The organism is Clostridium thermobutyricum (assembly GCF_000371465.1).
In the GTDB taxonomy this organism is placed as follows: domain Bacteria; phylum Bacillota; class Clostridia; order Clostridiales; family Clostridiaceae; genus Clostridium; species Clostridium thermobutyricum.
Map to the genome: position 1 here is coordinate 471,827 of NZ_KB850956.1, position 22,233 is coordinate 494,059.

Annotated in this window: 20 protein-coding genes; 17 read left to right on the forward strand and 3 right to left on the reverse strand. The window is 25.6% G+C overall.

The genetic code is table 11. The annotated features are described in order from the left end of the window. The first annotated feature begins 16 nt into the window (after positions 1-16). The 3 genes from HMPREF1092_RS02065 (at position 17) to HMPREF1092_RS02075 (ending at position 2,943) form a co-directional block, all read left to right on the forward strand. Positions 17-1,897, forward strand: coding sequence for a ring-infected erythrocyte surface antigen domain-containing protein (locus tag HMPREF1092_RS02065; RefSeq protein WP_002596928.1), 1,881 nt, complete (start codon positions 17-19; stop codon positions 1,895-1,897). A 92-nt stretch (positions 1,898-1,989) separates the two neighbouring features. Next, positions 1,990-2,244 (forward strand): EscU/YscU/HrcU family type III secretion system export apparatus switch protein, encoded by a 255-nt coding sequence (locus HMPREF1092_RS02070; protein WP_002596929.1) that lies wholly within the window; start codon positions 1,990-1,992, stop codon positions 2,242-2,244. Positions 2,245-2,259: 15 nt separating this feature from the next. After that, on the forward strand, positions 2,260-2,943 hold the full coding sequence (locus HMPREF1092_RS02075; RefSeq protein ID WP_002596930.1) for a metallophosphoesterase: 684 nt from the start codon (positions 2,260-2,262) through the stop codon (positions 2,941-2,943). Between the two features lie 45 nt (positions 2,944-2,988). Here the strand turns inward: HMPREF1092_RS02075 and HMPREF1092_RS02080 are convergent, their stop codons facing one another. Together HMPREF1092_RS02080 and HMPREF1092_RS02085 are read right to left on the reverse strand one after the other, a co-directional pair. Continuing rightward, positions 2,989-3,966, reverse strand: a complete 978-nt coding sequence (locus HMPREF1092_RS02080; protein ID WP_002596931.1) for a methyl-accepting chemotaxis protein — start codon at positions 3,964-3,966, stop codon at positions 2,989-2,991. A 94-nt stretch (positions 3,967-4,060) separates the two neighbouring features. Continuing rightward, positions 4,061-4,732, reverse strand: a complete 672-nt coding sequence (locus tag HMPREF1092_RS02085) for a DUF2225 domain-containing protein (RefSeq protein ID WP_002596932.1) — start codon at positions 4,730-4,732, stop codon at positions 4,061-4,063. 134 nt (positions 4,733-4,866) lie between these two features. Between HMPREF1092_RS02085 and yjbM the strand changes: the two genes are divergently transcribed. The 5 genes from yjbM (at position 4,867) to HMPREF1092_RS02110 (ending at position 9,758) form a co-directional block, all read left to right on the forward strand. Beyond that, the gene (yjbM, locus tag HMPREF1092_RS02090) at positions 4,867-5,658 is read left to right on the forward strand and encodes a GTP diphosphokinase (RefSeq protein ID WP_002596933.1); all 792 of its coding nucleotides are present in this window, start codon (positions 4,867-4,869) and stop codon (positions 5,656-5,658) included. A 202-nt stretch (positions 5,659-5,860) separates the two neighbouring features. After that, complete coding sequence (locus HMPREF1092_RS02095) at positions 5,861-6,580, forward strand: hypothetical protein (protein WP_002596934.1); 720 nt, start codon at positions 5,861-5,863, stop codon at positions 6,578-6,580. A 23-nt stretch (positions 6,581-6,603) separates the two neighbouring features. Beyond that, a complete protein-coding gene (locus HMPREF1092_RS02100) occupies positions 6,604-7,683 on the forward strand; it encodes an AAA family ATPase (RefSeq protein ID WP_002596935.1) in 1,080 nt (359 codons plus the stop codon). 15 nt (positions 7,684-7,698) lie between these two features. Further along, a complete protein-coding gene (locus HMPREF1092_RS02105; protein ID WP_002596936.1) occupies positions 7,699-9,042 on the forward strand; it encodes a vWA domain-containing protein in 1,344 nt (447 codons plus the stop codon). A gap of 53 nt (positions 9,043-9,095) precedes the next feature. Beyond that, positions 9,096-9,758: a hypothetical protein gene (locus HMPREF1092_RS02110; RefSeq protein WP_002596937.1), complete on the forward strand. Its 663-nt coding sequence runs from the start codon at positions 9,096-9,098 to the stop codon at positions 9,756-9,758. Positions 9,759-9,804: 46 nt separating this feature from the next. Here the strand turns inward: HMPREF1092_RS02110 and HMPREF1092_RS02115 are convergent, their stop codons facing one another. Next, the gene (locus tag HMPREF1092_RS02115; RefSeq protein ID WP_002596938.1) at positions 9,805-10,812 is read right to left on the reverse strand and encodes an amidohydrolase family protein; all 1,008 of its coding nucleotides are present in this window, start codon (positions 10,810-10,812) and stop codon (positions 9,805-9,807) included. A 142-nt stretch (positions 10,813-10,954) separates the two neighbouring features. Between HMPREF1092_RS02115 and HMPREF1092_RS02120 the strand changes: the two genes are divergently transcribed. The 9 genes from HMPREF1092_RS02120 (at position 10,955) to HMPREF1092_RS02160 (ending at position 22,219) form a co-directional block, all read left to right on the forward strand. Then, the gene (locus HMPREF1092_RS02120; RefSeq protein WP_002596939.1) at positions 10,955-11,566 is read left to right on the forward strand and encodes a TetR/AcrR family transcriptional regulator; all 612 of its coding nucleotides are present in this window, start codon (positions 10,955-10,957) and stop codon (positions 11,564-11,566) included. A gap of 35 nt (positions 11,567-11,601) precedes the next feature. Next, complete coding sequence (locus HMPREF1092_RS02125; RefSeq protein WP_002596940.1) at positions 11,602-12,363, forward strand: EFR1 family ferrodoxin; 762 nt, start codon at positions 11,602-11,604, stop codon at positions 12,361-12,363. A 373-nt stretch (positions 12,364-12,736) separates the two neighbouring features. Further along, the gene (gene clpB / locus HMPREF1092_RS02130; RefSeq protein ID WP_002596941.1) at positions 12,737-15,325 is read left to right on the forward strand and encodes an ATP-dependent chaperone ClpB; all 2,589 of its coding nucleotides are present in this window, start codon (positions 12,737-12,739) and stop codon (positions 15,323-15,325) included. A gap of 206 nt (positions 15,326-15,531) precedes the next feature. Further along, on the forward strand, positions 15,532-16,692 hold the full coding sequence (locus HMPREF1092_RS02135) for a cation:proton antiporter (RefSeq protein WP_002596942.1): 1,161 nt from the start codon (positions 15,532-15,534) through the stop codon (positions 16,690-16,692). A 227-nt stretch (positions 16,693-16,919) separates the two neighbouring features. Next, positions 16,920-17,888 carry an ABC transporter permease gene (locus HMPREF1092_RS02140; RefSeq protein ID WP_341349166.1) on the forward strand — a complete coding sequence of 323 codons (969 nt, stop codon included), beginning with the start codon at positions 16,920-16,922 and terminating at the stop codon, positions 17,886-17,888. After that, the gene (locus HMPREF1092_RS02145; protein WP_002596944.1) at positions 17,878-18,777 is read left to right on the forward strand and encodes an ABC transporter permease; all 900 of its coding nucleotides are present in this window, start codon (positions 17,878-17,880) and stop codon (positions 18,775-18,777) included. Before HMPREF1092_RS02140 ends, HMPREF1092_RS02145 begins: the two co-directional genes overlap by 11 nt. A gap of 15 nt (positions 18,778-18,792) precedes the next feature. Further along, positions 18,793-20,361 (forward strand): ABC transporter substrate-binding protein, encoded by a 1,569-nt coding sequence (locus HMPREF1092_RS02150; RefSeq protein ID WP_002596945.1) that lies wholly within the window; start codon positions 18,793-18,795, stop codon positions 20,359-20,361. Between the two features lie 62 nt (positions 20,362-20,423). Then, positions 20,424-21,425 carry an ABC transporter ATP-binding protein gene (locus HMPREF1092_RS02155; protein WP_002596946.1) on the forward strand — a complete coding sequence of 334 codons (1,002 nt, stop codon included), beginning with the start codon at positions 20,424-20,426 and terminating at the stop codon, positions 21,423-21,425. Then, the gene (locus HMPREF1092_RS02160) at positions 21,425-22,219 is read left to right on the forward strand and encodes an ABC transporter ATP-binding protein (protein WP_002596947.1); all 795 of its coding nucleotides are present in this window, start codon (positions 21,425-21,427) and stop codon (positions 22,217-22,219) included. Before HMPREF1092_RS02155 ends, HMPREF1092_RS02160 begins: the two co-directional genes overlap by 1 nt. Positions 22,220-22,233 lie beyond the last annotated feature (14 nt).

The window sequence follows — 22,233 nt, forward strand, 5'->3', positions numbered from 1 at the left end:
AATATGAGGTGATAGAATGCCTGCAATTTGGAATATAAGTGGAAGTAATATAATTTCGAATAAAAAACTTTCAAGTAAATTAACTTTTAGCATTGGAGAAAAATTTACTGGGAAAATAACTAAAAAAGAAGGAAGTAAAGAAGTTACTATAAAATTAGCAGATGGATGGCAATTTAAAGCAGAAATTGATGAAGATATAGATTTAAGTGAAAAAACTGTTTTTAAGTTTAAAGTCGAAGATTTAAAAGATGGAAAATTAAAATTGAAAATAGTAAAAGAAAACAGTGCTGGTGTTGAAGATAAAAACAAAAATAATATTTTAAATAAATTTATAAAAAGTGAGGGACTATTTAAAGAGGATTTACCACTGCTTAAAGATATGATGAAAAGAGATATTCCTTTAACTAGAGATAATATAGCTAAATTTAAAGATATTATAAATTTTAATAATGAGATAAAAGAAAATCCAGATGAAATAGATAATTTCATAGATAAATTTTTATTTTCAAAAGAAATTAATAAAACTTCAAGTGAAGGCGTTAAAATAGAAAGTTTATTAAAAGATTTTATAAATGTTTTTAAAAAATTATCTAAAGAAGATATAATGTTTTTATTAGAAAATAACATAGAATTAAACAAAGAAAATATAGAAAGCTTTAATAAGCTTTTTAAAGAGGAAAATAATATAAATAAGTTAATATCAAATTTACATGAGCTTATAGAAAATAATGAGTTAAGTGAAGAAGTTAAAACAGAAATTAATAAAAACACATCAAACAATAATAAAAATTTTATTCAAAAAGAGGATTTGCTTAATAAAGAAATTGAGTTAAATAATAAAAGCGTACTAGATGATTTAGAGAAAGACATAAATGAAATTACGGAAAAGAATATAAAAGCAACTTTAAGTAAAAATGTACCATTAAACAATACTTATGGAAGTAATGAAACAAAGGGGAGTATGCTTAATATTTTAAGAACAATAGTTAAGGGCGAAAATAAAGAGATAGAAAATATAGTTAAAGATATAATTAGTTCAAAATTTGAAAATGGCGAATTAAGTAGTTCAGAAATTAAATTAGATAATATTACAAAAGATGTTTTAAAAAAAGAATTTATTGAAAAAGTAATAGATAAAAATGACAACAGAAATTTTATAGAAAAAGAAATATTATCTAAAGAGAGTGTTGAAAAAACTTTATCTAAAATAATAAATAAAGAAATAAAGCTAACAGTAAAAGAATATGAAACTATTCTAAAAGGTATAATAAAAGAATTAAATATAGAATCAGAAAGAAATATAAATAAAAAAACAGAGGTTAATGAAAAGATATTTGAAAGTTCAGTTTTAAAAGGAAAAGAAGTAGAAAAGAATATTAAATTAAAACTAAATAATATTAAAGGAATAATTAATTTAGTAAAAAATGAAGATGGAGAAGTTAAATTAAATGATAAGATAACTCAATTTGTAAGAGAGAATTCATCTGACTTCAAAATTTTTAATTCAATAAGTAAGGAATATTATTATTTAGATATTCCTGTAAATATTAGTGAAAAAGAATATCCTTGTAAGCTTATAATAAAAGATAATAGAAAAGATGATAAAAAAATAGATAAAAATAGTTTTAAAGTTGTAGTTAGCATAAAAACTAATAATATAGGAGTAATAGATAGTTATATACATTTAAATAATAGAACTCTAAATATCTTATTAAAATGTAATGATGATTTTGTTATAGTATTAGAAAAAGGAATAGAAAATTTAAAGAAATCTTTAGAAAGTATGAGTTTTGATATAAAGATATCTGTAGAGAATAAAGTAGAAGAAGTAACAATATCAAATTGCAGAAATTTCTTTTCTAATAAAGAACATAATTTCTTAGATAGAATAGTTTAAGTAAAAACAATACTATTATTATAGAATATTGCTTTATAGTATTATGAGAATATATAATAAAATCAGGTACAAAGAATTTTGGGGGAGAATTTATGCAGCAGAGAAGAAAGGCAGCAGCGTTAAAATATGAAGAAAATAATGGTGCACCTATTGTTACAGCAGCTGGAATGGGACATATAGCAGAAAAGATAATTCAAAAAGCAGATGAAAATGAGGTTCCAATAGTTTATAACAAGGAATTAACGGATTTATTATGTAATTTAGATATAGGAGATAGCATTCCAACAGAACTATATGAAGCAGTAGCCCATGTAATTGCATATGTAACAGATTTAGATAAAAAATAGAAAGGTGATTAAAATATGGCATTATATGCAATATCAGATTTGCATTTATCTTTAAATACAGATAAACCAATGGATATATTTGGAGAGAATTGGACAGCACATGACCAAAAGATAAAAGAAAACTGGTTAAAAAAAATAAAAGATGAAGATACAGTTTTAATAGCAGGAGATATATCTTGGGCTATGAAATGGGAAGAAAGTGAAGCAGATTTAAAGTGGATAGATAGTTTACCGGGAAATAAGATAATATCAAAGGGAAATCATGATTATTGGTGGGCGAGTATTACAAAATTAAATAATCTATTTAACAGAACTAAATTTCTTCAAAATAATTTTTATGTATATGAAGATTATGCTATTTGTGGAACAAGAGGATGGATAGCACCAAATGAAAAGTATACAGAACATGATGAAAAAATATATAAAAGAGAATGTATAAGACTTAAACTGTCACTAGATGCAGCAAAAAAAGAAGGATATAAAAAATTTATAGTTATGATTCATTATCCTGCAACTAATGAAAGATTTGAAGATTCAGAATTTACTAATATATTTAAAGAATATGGAGTAGAAAAGGTAATATACGGACATATACATGGATACGGACTTAAAAATATTTTAAATGGTGATAGAGATGGAATTGAATATATAATGACATCATCAGATTATTTAGAATTTGATCCTATAAAAATACTATAAAAAATGCCTAAGAAAATAATATTTCTTAGGCATTTTTTATTAAATTTAATTATATTTATTAGCCATAGATTTTATTTTAGATATTGTAGAATTCAAATTATTAACAGAAGTAGCTTGTACATCCATAGTAGATGCTATTTCTTCAGTTAAAGATGTGTTTTCTTGTGATATGGCATTTGCTTTTTCAACAGAATTAAATACTTCATTTGTTTTTTCAGAAGCTGTCACAAGATTTTTAATACATTCATCTATTTCTGTTGTAGCAGAACTTATAGATGTTTTTATATCAGAAAAATTTTGTTTTGTTACTACTATTGTGTTATGTTGAGTTTCAACAGCTTTATTACCTGTATTCATAGCAACAGAAGCTTTTAAAATATCACCTTTTATTTCTTCAAGTATAGCAGTAATACTTTGAACAGCTTGTTTAGAATTTTCGGCAAGCTTTCTAACTTCACCAGCAACTACTGAAAAACCTTTTCCTGCTTCACCTGCTCTAGCAGCTTCAATAGCAGCATTAAGTGATAAAAGGTTAGTTTGACTTGCAATTTGGCTTATAGAATCAGTTATTGAGTTAACGGATTCTAATTTATCAACTAGTGCATCAACTGTACAACTAGAAACTGAAAATGCCTCTTCTAAATCATTTAAAGAATTATCTAATTCATTTATTGAGTTTAATCCATCAGTTGCAAGTTTATCTGTATCTAATGCTTTTGCATGTGCATTAGACACATTAAAAGCTAATCCTTCCATTGATGTCTTAAAATTATTTAAAATTGTTGCAGCGTTTTCTATTTCATTACTTTGAGAAACACTAGAATTACTTAAATTAGATAAAGATGAGTTTATATCATTAAAAGAAGACGATATATTATCGGCATATGAATTTAAATTTTTTAACTCTTTAAGCATATCAGGTGGAACAGTATGCTTTTCAACAATTGTTTCTATAGTTTTTACTTCATTATTATTATCCGAAACTTTAGATGAATCGCGTGACTTTCTATTAAAAAACCCCATAAAAACCCTCCTAAATAAATAATATAAAATAATTATATCACACAAATTGTAATTTTATCCAAATATTTAGAAATATAGTTTAAACATTTTTAATTTATAAATTTTTAAGATTATATTTAGAAGTACGCGCCATTTCTTTTATTTTAGGTGAAGCGTTTATACTAGTGATAACTTGAGAAAACCATAAAATAGCATTTTTGTTATCATTTAATCTCCTGTATAAATCTCCTATTAAATATGTTAATCCATCTCTTTGTAGGCCAAAGATAGGAAAAGGATCATTATAAAAGGCCTCTAAAAAACATGCAAGTGATTTTTCTAGAAAGAAAGTTTCTAAATTTGAATCTTCTTTTAATCTATACATCCAAGCTAGTTTTAAAGTTATTATTGCTGAAATAGTAGCTCTTTTATTTATTATATTAGAAGTTATTAAGGCTAATTTATATCTTTCTATAGCATTATCAACATTTAAAATTTCAGGATAATTTTTTTTAGACCATTTTGGGCTTATATTTTCTAAAATTTTATTTTTTTGAAAATCTCTTAATTTAAAAAATTCACTTTTTAAGGAACTATAACCACAAGAATTACAAATCCATACATCATAAAAGTAAGGATTAATTGCTTTATATCTTATAAAAAAATCAGAGTCTTTAGAAATAATTCTAGGACTTTTAACTTTAACAACTTTTTGGTGAAAAGTAGAATTACATACAGGGCATATTATTTTTTTATCAAATAGATCTTTAATATAATTTTCATCCATAAATGCACCTCTCAAAAATAGCAATATTAAACATATTATACCATAATATATAGATTACTTTTATATATAAAAATTTTATACATAGTAAGTGATTTTTTGATATAATAATATAAGAAAATTGGTAGGTGGTTAAGATGGCTATAATTAATTGGAAAGGTTTTTTAGTACCTTATGAACAAGCAGTAGATGAACTAAAAGTCAAACTAAGAAGTATAAGAAAAGAATATAGAAAAAGAAATGAATATTCACCAATAGAATTTGTAACTGGAAGAGTTAAAGAAATATCAAGTATATTAGAAAAAGCAAATAAGTTTGGTATTCCTGTTGAAAGAATAAAGTTTGAAATGGAAGATATAGCAGGAATAAGAGTTATGTGTCAATTTGTTGATGATATTGATAAAGTTGTAGAGCTTTTAAGGGCAAGAAAAGATATGACAATTCTTTATGAAAAGGATTATGTTAGAAATGTAAAAGAAAGTGGATATAGAAGTTACCATATGATAATAAAATATCCGGTAAATCTTGTTGAAGGGCAAGTTGAAATATTAGCAGAATTTCAAATAAGAACACTTGCAATGAACTTTTGGGCAACTATAGAACATTCATTAAATTATAAATATAAACAACAAATACCACTAGAATTAAAACAAAAATTAAAAACAGCCGCAGATGCAGCATTTATATTAGATGAAGAAATGCTAGAAATAAAAGATGAAATAAAAGATGCACAAAAACTATTTGAAGTTAAATCAGGAATTATATCAAATATAATGAATAGTATATTAACTTTGATATCTTTAGGTAAAATTCCTGAAGCAAGTAGATATGAAAAATCATTAAATAAGCTTATTGATGATGGAGATGTTTGGGAATTAAATAATCTTTTATCTTCAATAAAAAAAGAAATAGACAAATATAAAGACTAATTATGAGACCTTGAGTAGATAGTATAAAATTAAGTGGGAAGAGAAAAATAAAATCACTTAATATAAATCTAACTATTTGAGGGCTTATTTTTTTTAGGAAATTTACTAACAAACTTGAGCAAAATAGTAAGGAATGATATAATTTAAGAAATAAAATTATATAATAATTATTATTTATTAATATTTTGAAGGTGGAATAATTATGAGTTTAGATATGAATAAAGAAATAACTAAAGAAGATTTAAGCAAAAATGGATTATTAATAAAAGATGTAAAAGAAAAAACAGAAGAACTTCAAATAATAGCTGTTAAAAATAATCCGCTTTCTGTTGAATATATTGAAAATTTATCTGAAGAAGCTGGAATACTAGCAGTTACAGCACTTTGGAACTCTCTAAAGTATATAAAAAATCCAACAGAAAAAATAATAAAAAGAGCTTTAGAGGTAAAAGGGTGGGCTATACAATATGTAGAGAATCCAACTTATGAAATGAAATTATTAGCTATAGAAAGTGATTTTGATTCTATAAGATATATTGAAAATCCTGAAGAAGAATTACAAAAGAAAGCTATAGAAAAATACTGGGGAGCTATAAAATATATAAAAAATCCAACATTAGAAAGTAAACTTTTAGCTATAACAAAAAGTGAAGAAGCTATAAATTTTATGAGCAATTATAGTTATGATGAGATAAAAGATTTTTTAAGTGCTAATATTAATGTTTTTAAATATGTACATGATTCTGTTGATATAGATATAGTTTTAGAAGTTTTAAAAGAAAAATTTGAAGATGGAACTATGACATATGAATATATGAAAAGCTATATAGATTTAGAAATGCTAGAGATGGATAAGCTAGAATTTGTTAAGACTTATGGTGATAGAAAGTCAAAAAAATTTATAGTAGATTGTGTTTTATAGAAAATTAGGAAGAGGTTAAAAAAATGAAATATTCAGATATAAAAAATGCGGTTAAACTTGTTATAAGTGTAGGAGATGTTCCTATTATTGTTGGAGAAAGTGGGATAGGAAAAACAGCTCTTGTTAGAGATTTAAGCAGAGAAATGAATGCAAAGCTTATTACTATAGATGCTAATCTTCTAAAAGAAGGGGAAATTGGTGGCTTGCCAACAGTAGAAAAAGGAAAAACTATATATGCAACTCATAATAAACTTTCTTTAGCAGCAGAAGAAGAAAGAAAAGGGAATGAAGTATTAATTTTTATAGATGAACTTAATAGATGTGATCATGCAGTTCAACAAGAGCTTATGAATATAATTTTAAATAGAGAAATAAATGGTTTTGAAATTGGAGATAAAATAAAAATAATTGCAGCAGTAAATCCATTTAGTAATGATGGTTATGGTGGAGAAGGATATGATGTTGTAGAAATGGATTTAGCGCAAAAGGATAGATTTGTTTGGCTTGATATGGAAGCTGATGTTAAAGAATGGATAAAATGGGGAATGAAAAATAATAATATTGAAGATGTAGTTATTCAATTTATTTCAACTTTCCCAGAGTATTTAAATAGTAAAAATGTTAAGGGAGATATAAAACCAAGTCCAAGAAGTTTTGAAAGAGTTTCTAAAGCTTATAGAGCTTATAAAGAAAATACAGAATTTTATACAGAAGAAGTATTTATGAATATAGTAAAAGGAAATGTTGGAACTGAAATTGCATTAGATTTTATGAGCTTTATAAAAGAAAATAAAAAACCAATGATAAATGTTTCTGACATATTTGCTTATGAAGTTTTAAATGGAGAAATAATAGATAGAATAAAGGGAGAAACTAATTCTAGACTTTATATATTAATTAAAAAAGTAATTACTTTCTTAGAATATGAGAAAGATAGAAAAGAAAAATTGAAAATATTTGGTAAGCTTTTAGAGCTTTATCCAAGAGACTTAAGACTAGGAATAATGAAAGAAATAAAAAGGGAATCTAAAAATGGAATATATGAAGAATTATTAGATACTGACGAATTTTTAAATGCTTTCTTCTCAATTTATGATTTCTAATAAGAGGTGGTAATTATGAGTTTTGATGAAAAAAGAGAGGATTTATATCATAAAGCCTTAATACTTGAAGAAAAAAAAGGAGAAGATTCTTCTTTCAATAAGGAGTTTTTTGATCTTGTATCAGATGTAGTTATATATTTAATGAAAGGTGAAAATTCTTTTTTTGGAAGCTTTATGCTTAAAATAAAAAGAAAATTAAGTTTTTCATTAACTTATCCTTTAGGAACAATTCCTTTTAAAGGAGAGTATGTGATGTATTTTAATCCAGTTTTATTTCTTCAATGTACTAAAAAAGAAATGGGAGCTTTATTTAAACATGAAATTTATCATATAATGTTTTCACATTATGAAAGAGAAAAAGAGTTAAGAAATTCTTTTTCAAAGGAAGCAGTAAATGTGGCTTTAGATGTTGCTATAAATCAATTTATAAAAGATTTACCAATGGATGCAATGAGATTAGATAGAGCAGAAAAAGAGTATAATGTAGAATTAAAAGAAGATATGCCAATTGAGTATTATGCAAAAGAAATTGATAAAAAAATAAGAAAAAGAGAAAAAAAAGAAAAAAAAGATGTTAGAAGTGATAAGGCTAAAAGAAACTTTGATATAAATACTGCTCATGATGTGTGGGAAAGCTTAGATATAAGTAGTGAATTATCTGAGAGCATAAAAGATAAAACGTTAAATGGAATAGAAAGTGAACAGGCTCCTGAAAGTATTAGAGAACTTATAAAAAATAGAGGAAAAGCAGAAGTTCCATGGCAAAGTGTACTAAAAAAACTTATTCCATCTATAGAAAAAGGATACAAAAAAACTATTACTAGAAGAGATAGAAGACAAAGTGAAAGATTAGATCTTAGAGGAAGATTAAGAGATAGAATTCCAGAAATAATAGTGGCAATTGATATAAGTGGTAGTATTTCAAAAGATGAATTTAGAAAAATATTAGTGGAGGTTATGAAAATAGCTGATACTAGAAGAGCTAAAGTAAAAATAATAGAATGTGATAATAAAATTAGAAGAGTTTACGATATAAAATCAATAAATGAAATAAAAGATAGATATGACTCTTTAGGTTCAACAGCTTTTTCACCTGTTTTTGAATATATAGCTCAAAATAAGCTTTTTAATAGACCAATTATTTATTTTACAGATGGTGTAGGCGAGAAAAATTTAAGTGTAAAAGTAAATAAAAAAAATATAATTTGGGTTCTTACTGGAGAAGATGAACTTTCTTTAGAAGATGGACCATATGTTATAAAAAAGCTTAGTTATGAGAAAAAAGAAAAGATTGATGGTGCAGAAGGAATTAGAATGTATAAAGAAGTTATGCAAGATAGAAATAGTACTTGTTTATAAAATATAGATAAAATGTTACGAATATGTTACAATTACTCCGTGGGGGGATTTTTATGAGAGGAAAATTAAATTATTTTAAGGTTGTTGTAGCAATTCTTTTAATAAGTCTTGGTGCTAATGTTTATTTAAGTATAAATCATTATATTTATAAGCAAAAAGCATCAAAAAATACATATTCGTATATGAGGGGAGTAAAAGAAAAAGTAAACTTAAATTTAGAAATTGTAAATGTTATTTTAGATAACAAATCATATACTGGTAATGAAATATTAAGTATATATGATAATTTCTCGGGAATAACTAATAAGTTAATAGAGCTTTGGGATGATTATAACTTTTATTCAGGTACAATAATAGTTAATAAAGATAAAATAGATACAGGTAATGTTTTAGAAAATGATGTTTTTTCAAGGATAGATGAATATATGAGAAATATGTTAAATAATATTATGGTAAATAATAAAGATGCTTCTTATAAATTAACTGTAAAGGAAAAAAAGGATTTTGATAAAATAAAAGAATTATTATCAGATATTAGTAATATGTTTAATGATTATGATAAAAATGAATTAAAAGGTTTAGAAAATGAAGCTAGAGAGAATGCTGTAATGAGAAATGATTATTGGATAGATATGTTAGATAAAATAAATAATATTTCTAGAAAATTTTCTGATTATAATTTCTCAAATGAAAATAAGCAGAATAGTATTATTTAATATAATAAAGACATACATAAAAGAAAATTTATGTATGTCTTTTTAGTTATTTTTTAAATCTAGGAAATAAATTTAAAGCATTTAAATAAAATATTTTATCTTTAATATCATCATTAAATCCAGAATAATTACAAATAGAATTTTCTGCAATAGAAGAGAAATTTGGAGGAGCATAATTAGCATCAGAACCAAATAGTATATGCTCATTATTTGTTGAAAGTTTTAATGATTCATAAGTTACATCATGAATAGATAAAGCTAAATCATAATAAAAATCCTTTATATATTCAGAAATATTCTTTTTAATAGAATTATATCTATCACTTATAAGCTCATCTTTAATTAATCCATTTGAATTTAATGTCTTAGCAAAATTAAAAGTATCTTCTATTCTATATTTAATATATGGAAGCGTACCTCCAGCATGAGCTAATATTATTTTAACATTAGGGAAACGTTCCATAGTACCACTTAAAATTAGATTTGTAGCAGCACGAGTTGTATTAAATACAAATTCTTCTACAAAATCAGCCATTATAAATTTAGGCCTTGGAATATCTTTAGGAGGAGTACTAGGGTGAACAAACACTACTGCATTTCTTTTATTTAATTCTTCAAAAATAGGATCAAAAATAGGATCTCCTAAAAAATGTTCACCATAATTAGATAAAAGTCCAACTCCATCAAGCTTTAAAACATCTAAAGCATATTTAATTTCATCTATAGATTCTTTAATAAATGGAAGAGGAAGAGCTGCAAAAGCTCCAAATCTATCTGGATATTTATCTATATAACTTTTTTGAATTTCATTTAATCTATGAGCTAGTTTTTGTGCTTTATTGGCATCTTTTATTGGTAATGTTACTGGTTCAGATATAGAACATATAGCTACATCAATTCCATTAGAATCCATTATTTTTAAGCTATCATAAATAGTTTTACTAGAAATTTTTAATCCAGCAGAATCATCAATTCCTAATTCATTTAATGTTTCTATATATTCATTTGGTATTATATGATGATGTATATCAAATTTCTTTATTTTATTAGACATATTAAAACCGCCTTTCATATTATTTGACTATATAATAAAATAATAATTGAGGAATTCAATAGTCAAAAAATTATATAATGTTTATTACTGAACATAAATATAAAATTTGTCTATTAATTTTGAAAATAAAGGATTAAAACGTATGGATGAAAAAATAGATATTAGAGTAAAAAAAACAAAAAGAAGTTTAATAAATGCTTTTATAGAATTAGTAAATAAAAAAAATATAAATTTAATATCAGTAAATGAAATTGTAAAGGTGGCAGAATTAAATAGAGGAACATTTTATTTGCATTATGAAAATAAAGAGGACTTTATAAATACTATTTCAAATGAAATTTTAGATGAATTTGTTATGTGGATAAAGCGTGCACAAAAAATAAATAGTATAAAAAGTGAGAAATTTAATTCAAATAAGCCGAAAGATACTTTATATGAGATGTTTAATTTTGTAGGAGAAAATCACAAATTTTTTTCTAATATGCTTGGAGAAAATGGGTCAACAGTGTTTAGAGATAAAATGCAAGAAATAATAAAGAATCGTGTATATAAAGAATTAATGCATTCTATAAAGTTAGAAGGAAAGTGCGTAGTAGATAAAGATATATTATTTGAATTTACAAGCTCATCTTGTATGGGACTTATATTGTATTGGCTAAATAATGGAAGAAAAGAATCAGTGGAATATATGGCAGAAGAACTAACAAAGATAAGCATATTAGGACCTATAAGAGCATTAGGAATAATAAAATAGATTAATTATAACAGAGATTAAAAGAGGTGTTTAAAATGGGAAAAATATTTTATTTTACATCAACAGGTAATTCATTATATGTAGGTAAAAAAATAAAAGAAAAAATAGATATAGATTTAGTATCAATTCCAAAAATAAAAGATGAAAAAGTAGTAGTTAATGAAGATATGATAGGAATAATTTTTCCACTACATTGCTTTAGTATTCCAGAGATTGTTGAAAACTTTATAAAGAGGCTAGATATAAAAGGAAATCCATATATTTTCGCTGTCCAAGTTACTGGGGGTGGAAGTTCTAATAATGGCTTCTTTACAATAGATAAAATATTAAAAAGTAAAGGACTTAAATTAAATAATTTTACTGAAATAAAATATATATCTAATTATACGAGAGCAGGAAAAAATCCAACAGAAGAAAGAGCAAAAGAGGCAATTAAAAGAGAAGAAGAAAAGTTAAATAGATTTATAGAAGATTTAATTGATAGAAAAGAAGAGAATAAAGCAGTAAATAAACAAGCTTTAAGTATGTTTATACATAATATGTGGAGATATAAATATAAAAATAAAGATAAACATTTTAATGTTAATTCTAATTGTATTTCTTGTTCTATGTGCAAAAAAATATGTCCAGTTGAAAATATAGATTTAGAAGATGGAAAACCTATATGGAAGGGCAAATGTATAGATTGTATGGCTTGTATAAATATATGTCCTGAAAAAGCTATAAATATAGGAACAAAGACAGAAAAGAAAAATAGATATAAAAATCCATATATAAATCCAAATGAATTAATTTAAAATATATGATTTAATATTTTTTATTAAGTTTTATTTTAAAGAATAGATATTGCTTATAAAAAATAAGTAAATTTTATTATTAGAAGTATATTTATATAAAGAGAATAGTTTTTAGAAAAGCAGCATTTAATATGCTGTTTTTTTTATAAAAAAATTTATTTAAGATTATAGATAATAAGAAAAGTATTTTTAGGAAAAAATAAAAAAAGTTAAAGGTAAAAAAATAAGAAAAACTTAGAAAATGAAAGAAATAATGTGATAAATTAAAGTAGTGATAAATATTAAAAATAAAAAAGAAAAACTTTCTTTGACTTTCTTTGACCTTTGATTTAATATATAAACAAGATAAGAAACAAGTAAGAGGTGAATGGATATGAACGTAGAAAAAATGACATTAAGAGTACAACAAGCTTTAAATGAAGCTAATGGAATTGCTATAAGATATAAAAGTCCACAAATAGATACAATTCATCTTTTCAGTTCTTTATTGGAACAGCAAGATGGATTAATCCCAAATATTTTAACTAAAATGGGTGTAAATGTTAAGGGATTACAAGATACAGTTAATAGAGAAATTCAAAATGGGCCAAAAGTAAGTGGGGAAGCTCAAGTTTATATAACAAGAAAAATAGAAGAAACTCTTGTAAAGGCAGAAGATTTTTCAAAGAAATTTGAAGATTCATATATAAGTGTTGAGCATTTAATGCTTGCAATGATGGAAGTAGATAAAAATGGTCCTGTAGGTCAAATTTTAAGAAATTCAGGAATAACAGAAGATAGATTTATGCAAGTATTAAAAGAAGTTCGTGGAAGTCAAAGAGTAGATACTCAAGATCCAGAAGGAACTTATGATGCTTTATCAAAATATGGTACAAATTTAAATGAACTTGTAAAAAGTCATAAGCTTGACCCTGTAATTGGTAGAGATGAAGAAATAAGAAGAGCTATTAGAATTCTTTCAAGAAGAACTAAAAATAACCCAGTATTAATTGGTGAACCTGGTGTTGGTAAAACAGCAATAGTTGAAGGGTTAGCACAAAGAATAGTTAACGGAGATGTTCCAGAAGGATTAAAAGATAAAACTATTTTCTCACTTGATATGGGTTCATTAATAGCAGGTGCAAAATATAGAGGGGAATTTGAAGAAAGATTAAAAGCTGTATTAAAAGAAGTACAAAGTAGTGAAGGTAAATTAATTCTTTTCATTGATGAAATTCATACAATAGTTGGTGCTGGTAAAACAGATGGTGCAATGGATGCAGGTAACTTAATAAAACCTCTTTTAGCAAGAGGTGAATTACACTGTATTGGTGCAACAACTTTTGATGAATATAGACAATATATAGAAAAAGATAAAGCTCTAGAAAGAAGATTCCAACCAGTAATAGTTGAAGAACCTTCAGTAGAAGATGCGATTTCAATTTTAAGAGGATTAAAAGAAAGATTTGAGATACATCATGGAATTAGAATTCATGACCAAGCTATAGTTGCAGCAGTTAAATTATCAGATAGATATATTCAAGATAGATATTTACCAGATAAAGCAATTGATTTAATTGATGAAGCTGGAGCTATGATTAGATCAGAAATTGATTCTCTTCCAACAGAATTAGATACTGTTAGAAGAAAAGTATTCCAATTAGAAGCAGAAAAAGAAGCATTAAGTAAAGAAAATGATGAAAATTCTAAGAAAAGATTAGAAGCAATAGAAAAAGAACTTGCAGAGTTTAAAGAAAAAAATGATGAAATGACTGCTAAATATGAAAAAGAAAAAGAAGCAATAACAGCAGTTAGAAATATTAAAGAGCAAATTGATAAAGCTAAAGGAGATTTAGAGCAATATCAAAGAGCTTATGATTATAATAAAGTTGCAGAAATTCAATATAGTTTAATTCCAAAACTAGAAGAAGAAATGAAAGAAAAAGAAGCTTTATTAAAACAACAATCAGAAAACTCACTTTTAAAAGAAGAAGTAACTGAAGAAGAAGTTTCTGAAGTTTTATCAAGATGGACAGGAATTCCAACTTCTAAACTTTTAGAAGGAGAAAAAGAAAAATTATTAAAACTTGATAAAGAATTAGAAGAAAGAGTAATTGGTCAAGAAGAAGCTGTTAAATCTGTTTCAAGTGCAATTTTAAGAGCAAGAGCAGGATTAAAAGATATAAATAAACCAATTGGTTCATTTATATTCTTAGGACCAACAGGAGTTGGTAAAACAGAACTTGCAAAAACTTTAGCAAGAAGTCTTTTTGATACAGAAGACAATATGATTAGAATAGATATGTCTGAATATATGGAAAAACATTCTGTATCAAGATTAGTTGGACCTCCTCCAGGATATGTTGGATATGAAGAAGGAGGACAATTAACAGAAGCTGTTAGAAGAAATCCTTATTCAGTAGTGTTATTTGATGAAATTGAAAAAGCACATCCAGATGTATTTAATATGTTCCTTCAAATATTAGATGATGGAAGACTTACAGATAATAAAGGTAAAACTGTAGACTTTAAAAATACAATAATTATAATGACTTCAAATATAGGTTCTTCAAACCTTCTTGAAAATGATGTTAAAGATGGTATAAATGAAGAAATTCGTTCAAGAGTAATGGATGAAATGAAAATGAGATTTAAACCAGAATTCTTAAACAGAGTTGATGACATTATAATGTTTAAACCATTAAATGAAGAAGGAATTGAAAGAATTATTGATATCTTTATTAAAGAAGTATCAAATAGATTAATAGATAGAAACATTCATTTAGAAATAACTGAAGCAGCTAAAAAAGTTTTAGCAAAAGAAGGTTATGATCCAATCTATGGTGCAAGACCATTAAAAAGATATATTCAAAATACAATTGAAAATATTTTAGCAAGAAAAATAATTAAAGGCGAAATAGGTTATGGTATGACAGCAGTTGTAGATATGGATGGAGAAGAATTAGTTGTAAAAGGAAAATAAAAATAAAAGCCTTACAATTTATGTAGGGCTTTTATTTTTTAATACATAAATTATAGAAAAAATGTAAAAAATATTTCTGAAAAATATATTTTTATTTAATAAATGGTTAATAAAATGAAAAAAATAAAAATATATCTTAAACTATGATACAGTTAAAAATGAGTAAATAAATATATATAAAGCACAAAAGATGAGAGGAGAGTAAAATGTCATATAAATTTTTACTAGATCTAGCATTAATTTTATTAAGCACTAAAGCGTTGGGGCTATTATCAAAAAAGTTTAACTTACCTCAAGTAGTAGGTGCACTTTTAGCTGGAATATTACTTGGGCCAGCACTTTTAAATATATTACATGAAACAGACTTCATACATAGTTTAGCAGAGCTTGGAGTTATTATATTAATGTTTACTGCAGGTCTTGAAGCTGATGTTAAAGAATTAAAAAAGACTGGAAAAGCAGCCACTATAATAGCTATTTTAGGAGTTTTTATACCACTTATAGGTGGATTTTTAGTAGCAAAAGTATTTAATACAGGAACTGGAACAAAAGCTTTAATGGAAAATATATTTATGGGAGTTATATTAACAGCTACTTCAGTAAGTATAACAGTTGAAACATTAAAAGAACTTGGAAAACTTAGTACAAAAGCTGGTAATACAATATTAGGAGCTGCTCTTATTGATGATATTTTAGGAATAATAATACTAACAGTAGTAACAAGTCTTTCAGATGCGACTGTTAATGTATATATTGTATTAGGTAAAATTGTTGCCTTTTTTGTAATTTCTATAATAGTAGGAATAATATTAAAAAAATTATTCTTAAAGTGGATAGGAAGACACGATCAAGACTTAAGAAGATTTGTAATAGGAGCTTTCGTAGTTTGTCTTTTATTCTCTTATTGTGCAGAGCACTTCTTTGGAGTTGCAGATATAACAGGAGCTTTTATAGCTGGGCTTATAATGGCAGGAACAGATAGAACACATTATATAAATTCAAGATTTGAAACTCTTTCATATATGTTTTTATCTCCAATATTTTTTGCTAGTATAGGAATTCAAGTAACACTTGGAGAGATGAATGGAAAATTAATTTTACTTACAATAGTATTATTAATAGTGGCAATATTAACTAAAGTAATTGGATGTTTAATTGGAGCAAAAATATGTAGATACACCACTAGAGAGGCTCTTCAAATTGGAACAGGAATGGTTTCGAGAGGAGAAGTTGCACTTATAGTAGCTAATAAAGGAATAATGGCAGGACTAGTTACTTCGGCAATGCTTGCGCCAATAGTAATAATGGTTGTTATAACTACTGTAATCACCCCAATTTTCCTTGAAATGGTATTTAAAGAAAAATAAAATATTAAAGTTTTAAAATAAATATTTTTAAAATTGAAAAGCTTAAGAGTAAAGGGCATTAACAAATTATTTTGTTGATGCTTTTTTATATGAATTTTTTATTTTAATGAAATAAAGTAGAAATAACTTTAGTCAAAATTAAAAAAATATTGCATAAATGAATATAGTATTTAATAAATATTTTAATTGAAGAATATAAAAATAAATATGGGGGTGAAATAATTTTAATATTAAAGAAGTTTGGACAATTTGTACTAACATTATTTTTGCTATCAATTATGGTATTTTATATGGCAAGACTTTCTCCAGGAGATCCACTTAGAGCTTATTATGGAGAAACTGTGGAAAGAATGAGCACTTATGAAAAAGAAGTAGCAACTAAAAATTTAGGATTAGATAAGCCTATCTATATTCAATATGGAAAATGGATTAAAAATGCATGTAATGGAAACTTTGGAATGTCATTTAAGTATAAGGAAAATGTAATAAATGTAATATCAGATGTTTGGATAAATACTTTTATACTTGGAGGATTGGGTTATATATTAACTTTTTTATTCGCTATATTATTAGGATTATTTTCTGCTTTAAATGAAGACAGATTAATAGATAAAATAATATGCTTTATAGGAAATATAAGTAATTGTATACCATCTTTTTGGGTATCTTTAATTTTAATTCTTATTTTTGGAGTAAATTTAAAACTATTACCAACTAGTGGAGCTTATTCAATAGGAGCAGAAGGAGATTTGTTTGATAGAATAAAACATCTAATACTACCTATAACTGTACTTATAATAAGTCATTTATGGTACTACACATATATAATAAGAAATAAAATTTTAGAAGAAATAAGAGAAGATTATGTAACTCTTTGTAAGGCGAAAGGCTTAACTAAAAAAATTATTTTGATTAAGCATTGTATAAGAAATGTTATGCCATCAATTATTAGCATAATGGCAATTTCTGTTCCGCATATTATAGGTGGAACTTATGTTGTAGAAAAAGTTTTTTCATATCCAGGACTAGGAACATTATCATTGGAAAGTGCACAATATCATGATTATAATATGCTTTTAATTTTATGCTTGATAACAGGTGCATTAGTAATACTATCTAATATGATTGGTCAATGGATAAGCTTTAATATTGATCCAAGAATGAAATATAGGGGAAAATTAGAAGATGAAATTTAGTTTAGATGATTTTAGTATAGCTGATGAAAGGTTTAGAAATGAAATCTGCAAAAAAGAGAAAATAAAAGTTAATAAAAGAATTCATATGCCAAAGATTTCAATATGTATTTTATCAATTATAACAATAGGATGTTTGTTTTCAAAATTTATAAGTCTTGATAATCCATTTCATATTTATTTAGATAGTGTGAATATAGCACCTAATAGTAAATTTTTATTCGGAACTGATACTTTAGGAAGAGATATTTTTTCAATGATATGGTATGGAGGAAAAATATCATTATTTATAGGAATATTAGCTACTTTTATTTCAACTGTTATTGGGATAATTTATGGAAGTATTTGTGGATTAGCAAATGAATATTTAGATGACTTAATGATGAGAATAGCAGAAATAATGTTAAGTATTCCATCTATATTAACAATAATGTTTATTCAAGGAATATTAGGAACTAATAATTCTATTTCAATAGCTATAGTAATTGGAGTTACAAGATGGATGAGTATAGCTAAGATGGTCAGAACAGAAGTAAGACAAATAAAAGATAGTGAGTATATTGTTGCAGCTAAAACTATGGGGGGAGGATTCTTTTATATATTAAGAGTTCATTTATTACCAAATTTTATTCCATCAATTATGTTTATGGTCATAACTAGCATAGCAACAGCAATAGGCACAGAATCTACTTTAAGTTTTTTAGGAATTGGTTTGTCAGCTGATATAGTTTCATGGGGGACAATGCTTTCATTAGCTGATAGTGCACTTTTAACTAATTCTTGGTGGATGATAGTTATACCAGGAATATTTTTAGTAGCAACTTTATTATCAATCACTAATATAGGAAATTATATTAGAAAGTTAAATAATAAAAAAGAAAATAATTTATAAGGGGAAAATTAGAAAATGAGATTTAAAAAATTAGCGGCAGTATTATTAGCGGCAAGCATTATAACAGGAGTTTTTGTTTCATGTGGAGGAGCAAAAGAAAGTGGAGAAAAAACAGGAGTTACACAAGAAAATAAAAATACTCTTGTATATGCTAGTAGTGATTATACGAGTATAAATCCAGTTTTATTTGAACATGGTGAAATAAACACATTAATTTTTGATGGATTAACTGAACATGATAAAGATAATAAAATAACTCCAGGTCTTGCAGAAAAATGGGAATGGAACGAAAAAGATAAAACATATAGATTTCATTTAAGAAAAGATGTTAAATGGCATGATGGTGAAAAGTTTGATGCAAATGATGTTAAATTTACGATACAAGCTATAAAAGATCCAAAAAATAGCTCTGAAATAGCTTCAAATTATGATGAGATAAAAGAAGTTAAAATAATAGATGATTATACAGTTGATATTATATTATCAGAACCTAATGTTGCAATTTTAGATTATTTAACTGTAGGAATAGTTCCTGAACACATATTAAAAGATAAAAATATGATAGAAAGTGAATTTAATAAAATGCCTATAGGAACAGGACCATATAAATTAGAAAAATGGGATGTAGGACAAAGTATAACTTTAGTAGAAAATAAAGAGTATTTTAAAGTTGACCCTAATATAGAAAAAATAGTATTTAAGATAGTTGATGATTCAAAAGCGAAAGTAATGCAATTAAAATCTGGTGAAGTTGATTTAGCTCAAGTAACTCCAAAAGACATAGAATTATTTAAAGGTGATGAAAAATTCCAAACTTTAGAACTATCAACAGCTGATTACAGAGGTATTTTATATAACTTTGGAGGAGGATTCTTTAAAGATAATAAAGATTTAGCAAATGCTTTAAGTTATGCAATTGATAGAAAAGGAATCTTAGATAGCGTTTTATTAGGAAAAGGAGAAGTAGCTTATTCACCAATACAAAGAGGTGACTATAATAATCCTAAAATGAATAAGTTAGAATATGACCCAGGAAAAGCAAAAGAAGAAATAGAAAAGCTTGGCTGGAAAATGGGCTCAGATAAAATATATGAAAAAGACGGTAAAAAATTAGAATTTGAAATAGTTTGTCCTCAAGGAGATCAAGTAAGAATTGATATGGCTAATATTTGTGCACAAAATTTAAAAGCTATTGGAGTAAATGCAAAAGTTTCAGTAAAAGCTGAAATAGATTGGGATAATCAAGATACTTATCTTATAGGTTGGGGAAGCCCCTTTGATCCAGATGACCATACTTATAAAGTTTTTGGAACAGATCAAAATTCAAACTATAGTGGATATTCTAATAAAGAAGTAGATAGAATTTTAAAAGAAGCAAGAAATACAGAAGATGATAATAAAAGAAAAGAATTATATAAAGAATTCCAAGAAGCAATATCAAAAGATATGCCATATACATTTATAGCATATTTAGATGCTATTTTTGTTGGAGATTCAAATATAAAAGGAATTTCTAAAGATACTGTATTAGGACATCATGGTGCAGGATTATTATGGAATGTTGAAGAGTGGACAATTGAATAAAAAATAAATGAGAAGTTGAGAGTTATTATTTAGCTCTCAACTTTAATTAAAGGAGTTCTATAATGTTAGAAATAAAAGATTTATTTATAGATATAGAAAGTCATAATGGAACAGTAAATGCAGTTAGAGGAGTATCTCTAAATGTTAAGAGAAAAGAATTATTAGCCATAGTTGGAGAGTCTGGGTGTGGAAAATCTATACTTTGTAGAAGTATAATAAAACTTTTGCCTAAAGGTGCAAATATAAAAAGTGGAGAAATTATTGTTAATGGAAAACATGTAGAAAATATGAGTGAGAAAGATGCTTATAATTTTAGAGGAAAAGATGTTGGAGTAATTTTTCAAAATCCAATGACTGCATTAAATCCAACAATAACTATAGGCAATCAAATTACAGAAGCTTTACTTGTTCATAAAAATATAAGCAAAAAAGAAGCAATAGAAGAAGCAATAAAATTAATGGAGTTAGTAGGAATAGATTATCCAAGAGAAAGATTTAATCAATATCCACATGAATTTTCTGGTGGAATGAGGCAAAGGATAGTAATCGCAATAGCGGTTAGTTGTAAACCAGAACTTGTTATAGCTGATGAACCAACAACTGCATTAGATGTTACAATACAAAAGCAAATTTTAGATTTATTAGTTCACATAAAAAGAGACCATAATTCAGCAGTAGTTTTAGTAAGTCATGATTTAGGAGTAGTTTCATCAGTTGCAGATAAAGTTGCTATTATGTATGCAGGAAAAATATTAGAGGTTGGAAAGACAAATGAAATTTTCTCTAATCCTCAGCATCCATATACAAAAGGACTTTTAAATTCACTTCCAAGTTTTAATGAAGAAAAAGAATATTTAGATACAATTGGAGGTATACCACCAAGTCTTATTAATCCATTAAAGGGAGATCCTTTTGCTGAAAGGAATAAAAAGGCTTTTAAAATAGATTTTAAGGAAGATCCACCTAAAGTAAAAATAAGTGATACACACTTTGTATATTCATGGGAAGCCTTTTATGAAAAAAATAAAGATAATATAGAATATTTAGAGGGAGAGGCTTTATAATGGATAAAAAAATTTTAGAAATAAAAAATTTAAAAAGAAATTTTAATCTTGGAAAAGATAAAATTATAAAAGCTGTTGATGATGTAAGTTTAGATATATATGAAGGAGAAATATTTGGATTAGTTGGAGAGTCAGGTTCAGGTAAAAGTACTTTAGGTAAATCAATAATAGGAATAAATAGAGATGGAGATGGAGTAATTAGATATTTAGGAAAAGAAATATCTAATAAAAAAATTTTTAGAAAAGAAAAAAAGAATATAGGACAAACTATGCAAATAATATTTCAAGATACTACTTCATCTTTAAATTCAAGAATGAAGATAAAAGATATAATTGCAGAACCTCTTGTAATACAAAGAAAATTAAGTAAGTTAGATATAAAATACAAAGTGATAGAAGTACTTTATAAAGTTGGTCTTGATGAAAGTTATTTAGAATCCTATCCATATGAATATTCTGGAGGACAAAGGCAGAGAATTAGTATAGCAAGAGCTCTTACAATGAATCCTAAATTTATTATTGCTGATGAACCTATAGCTTCTTTAGATGTTTCTATGCAAGCTCAAATAGTAAATCTTTTTAAAAAACTAAAAAAAGAAGAAAAGTTGACCTGTCTTTTTATTGCTCATGATTTATCTATGGTTAGATATATTAGTGATAGAATTGGAGTTATGAGTAAAGGAAAACTTGTAGAGGTAGGAAAAACAGAAGATATATATAATAATCCAAAGGAAGAGTATACAAAACTTTTAATTAATTCTATTCCTAAAATAAATAAAATTAATAGAGCGTAATTTTAAAGTTGTCT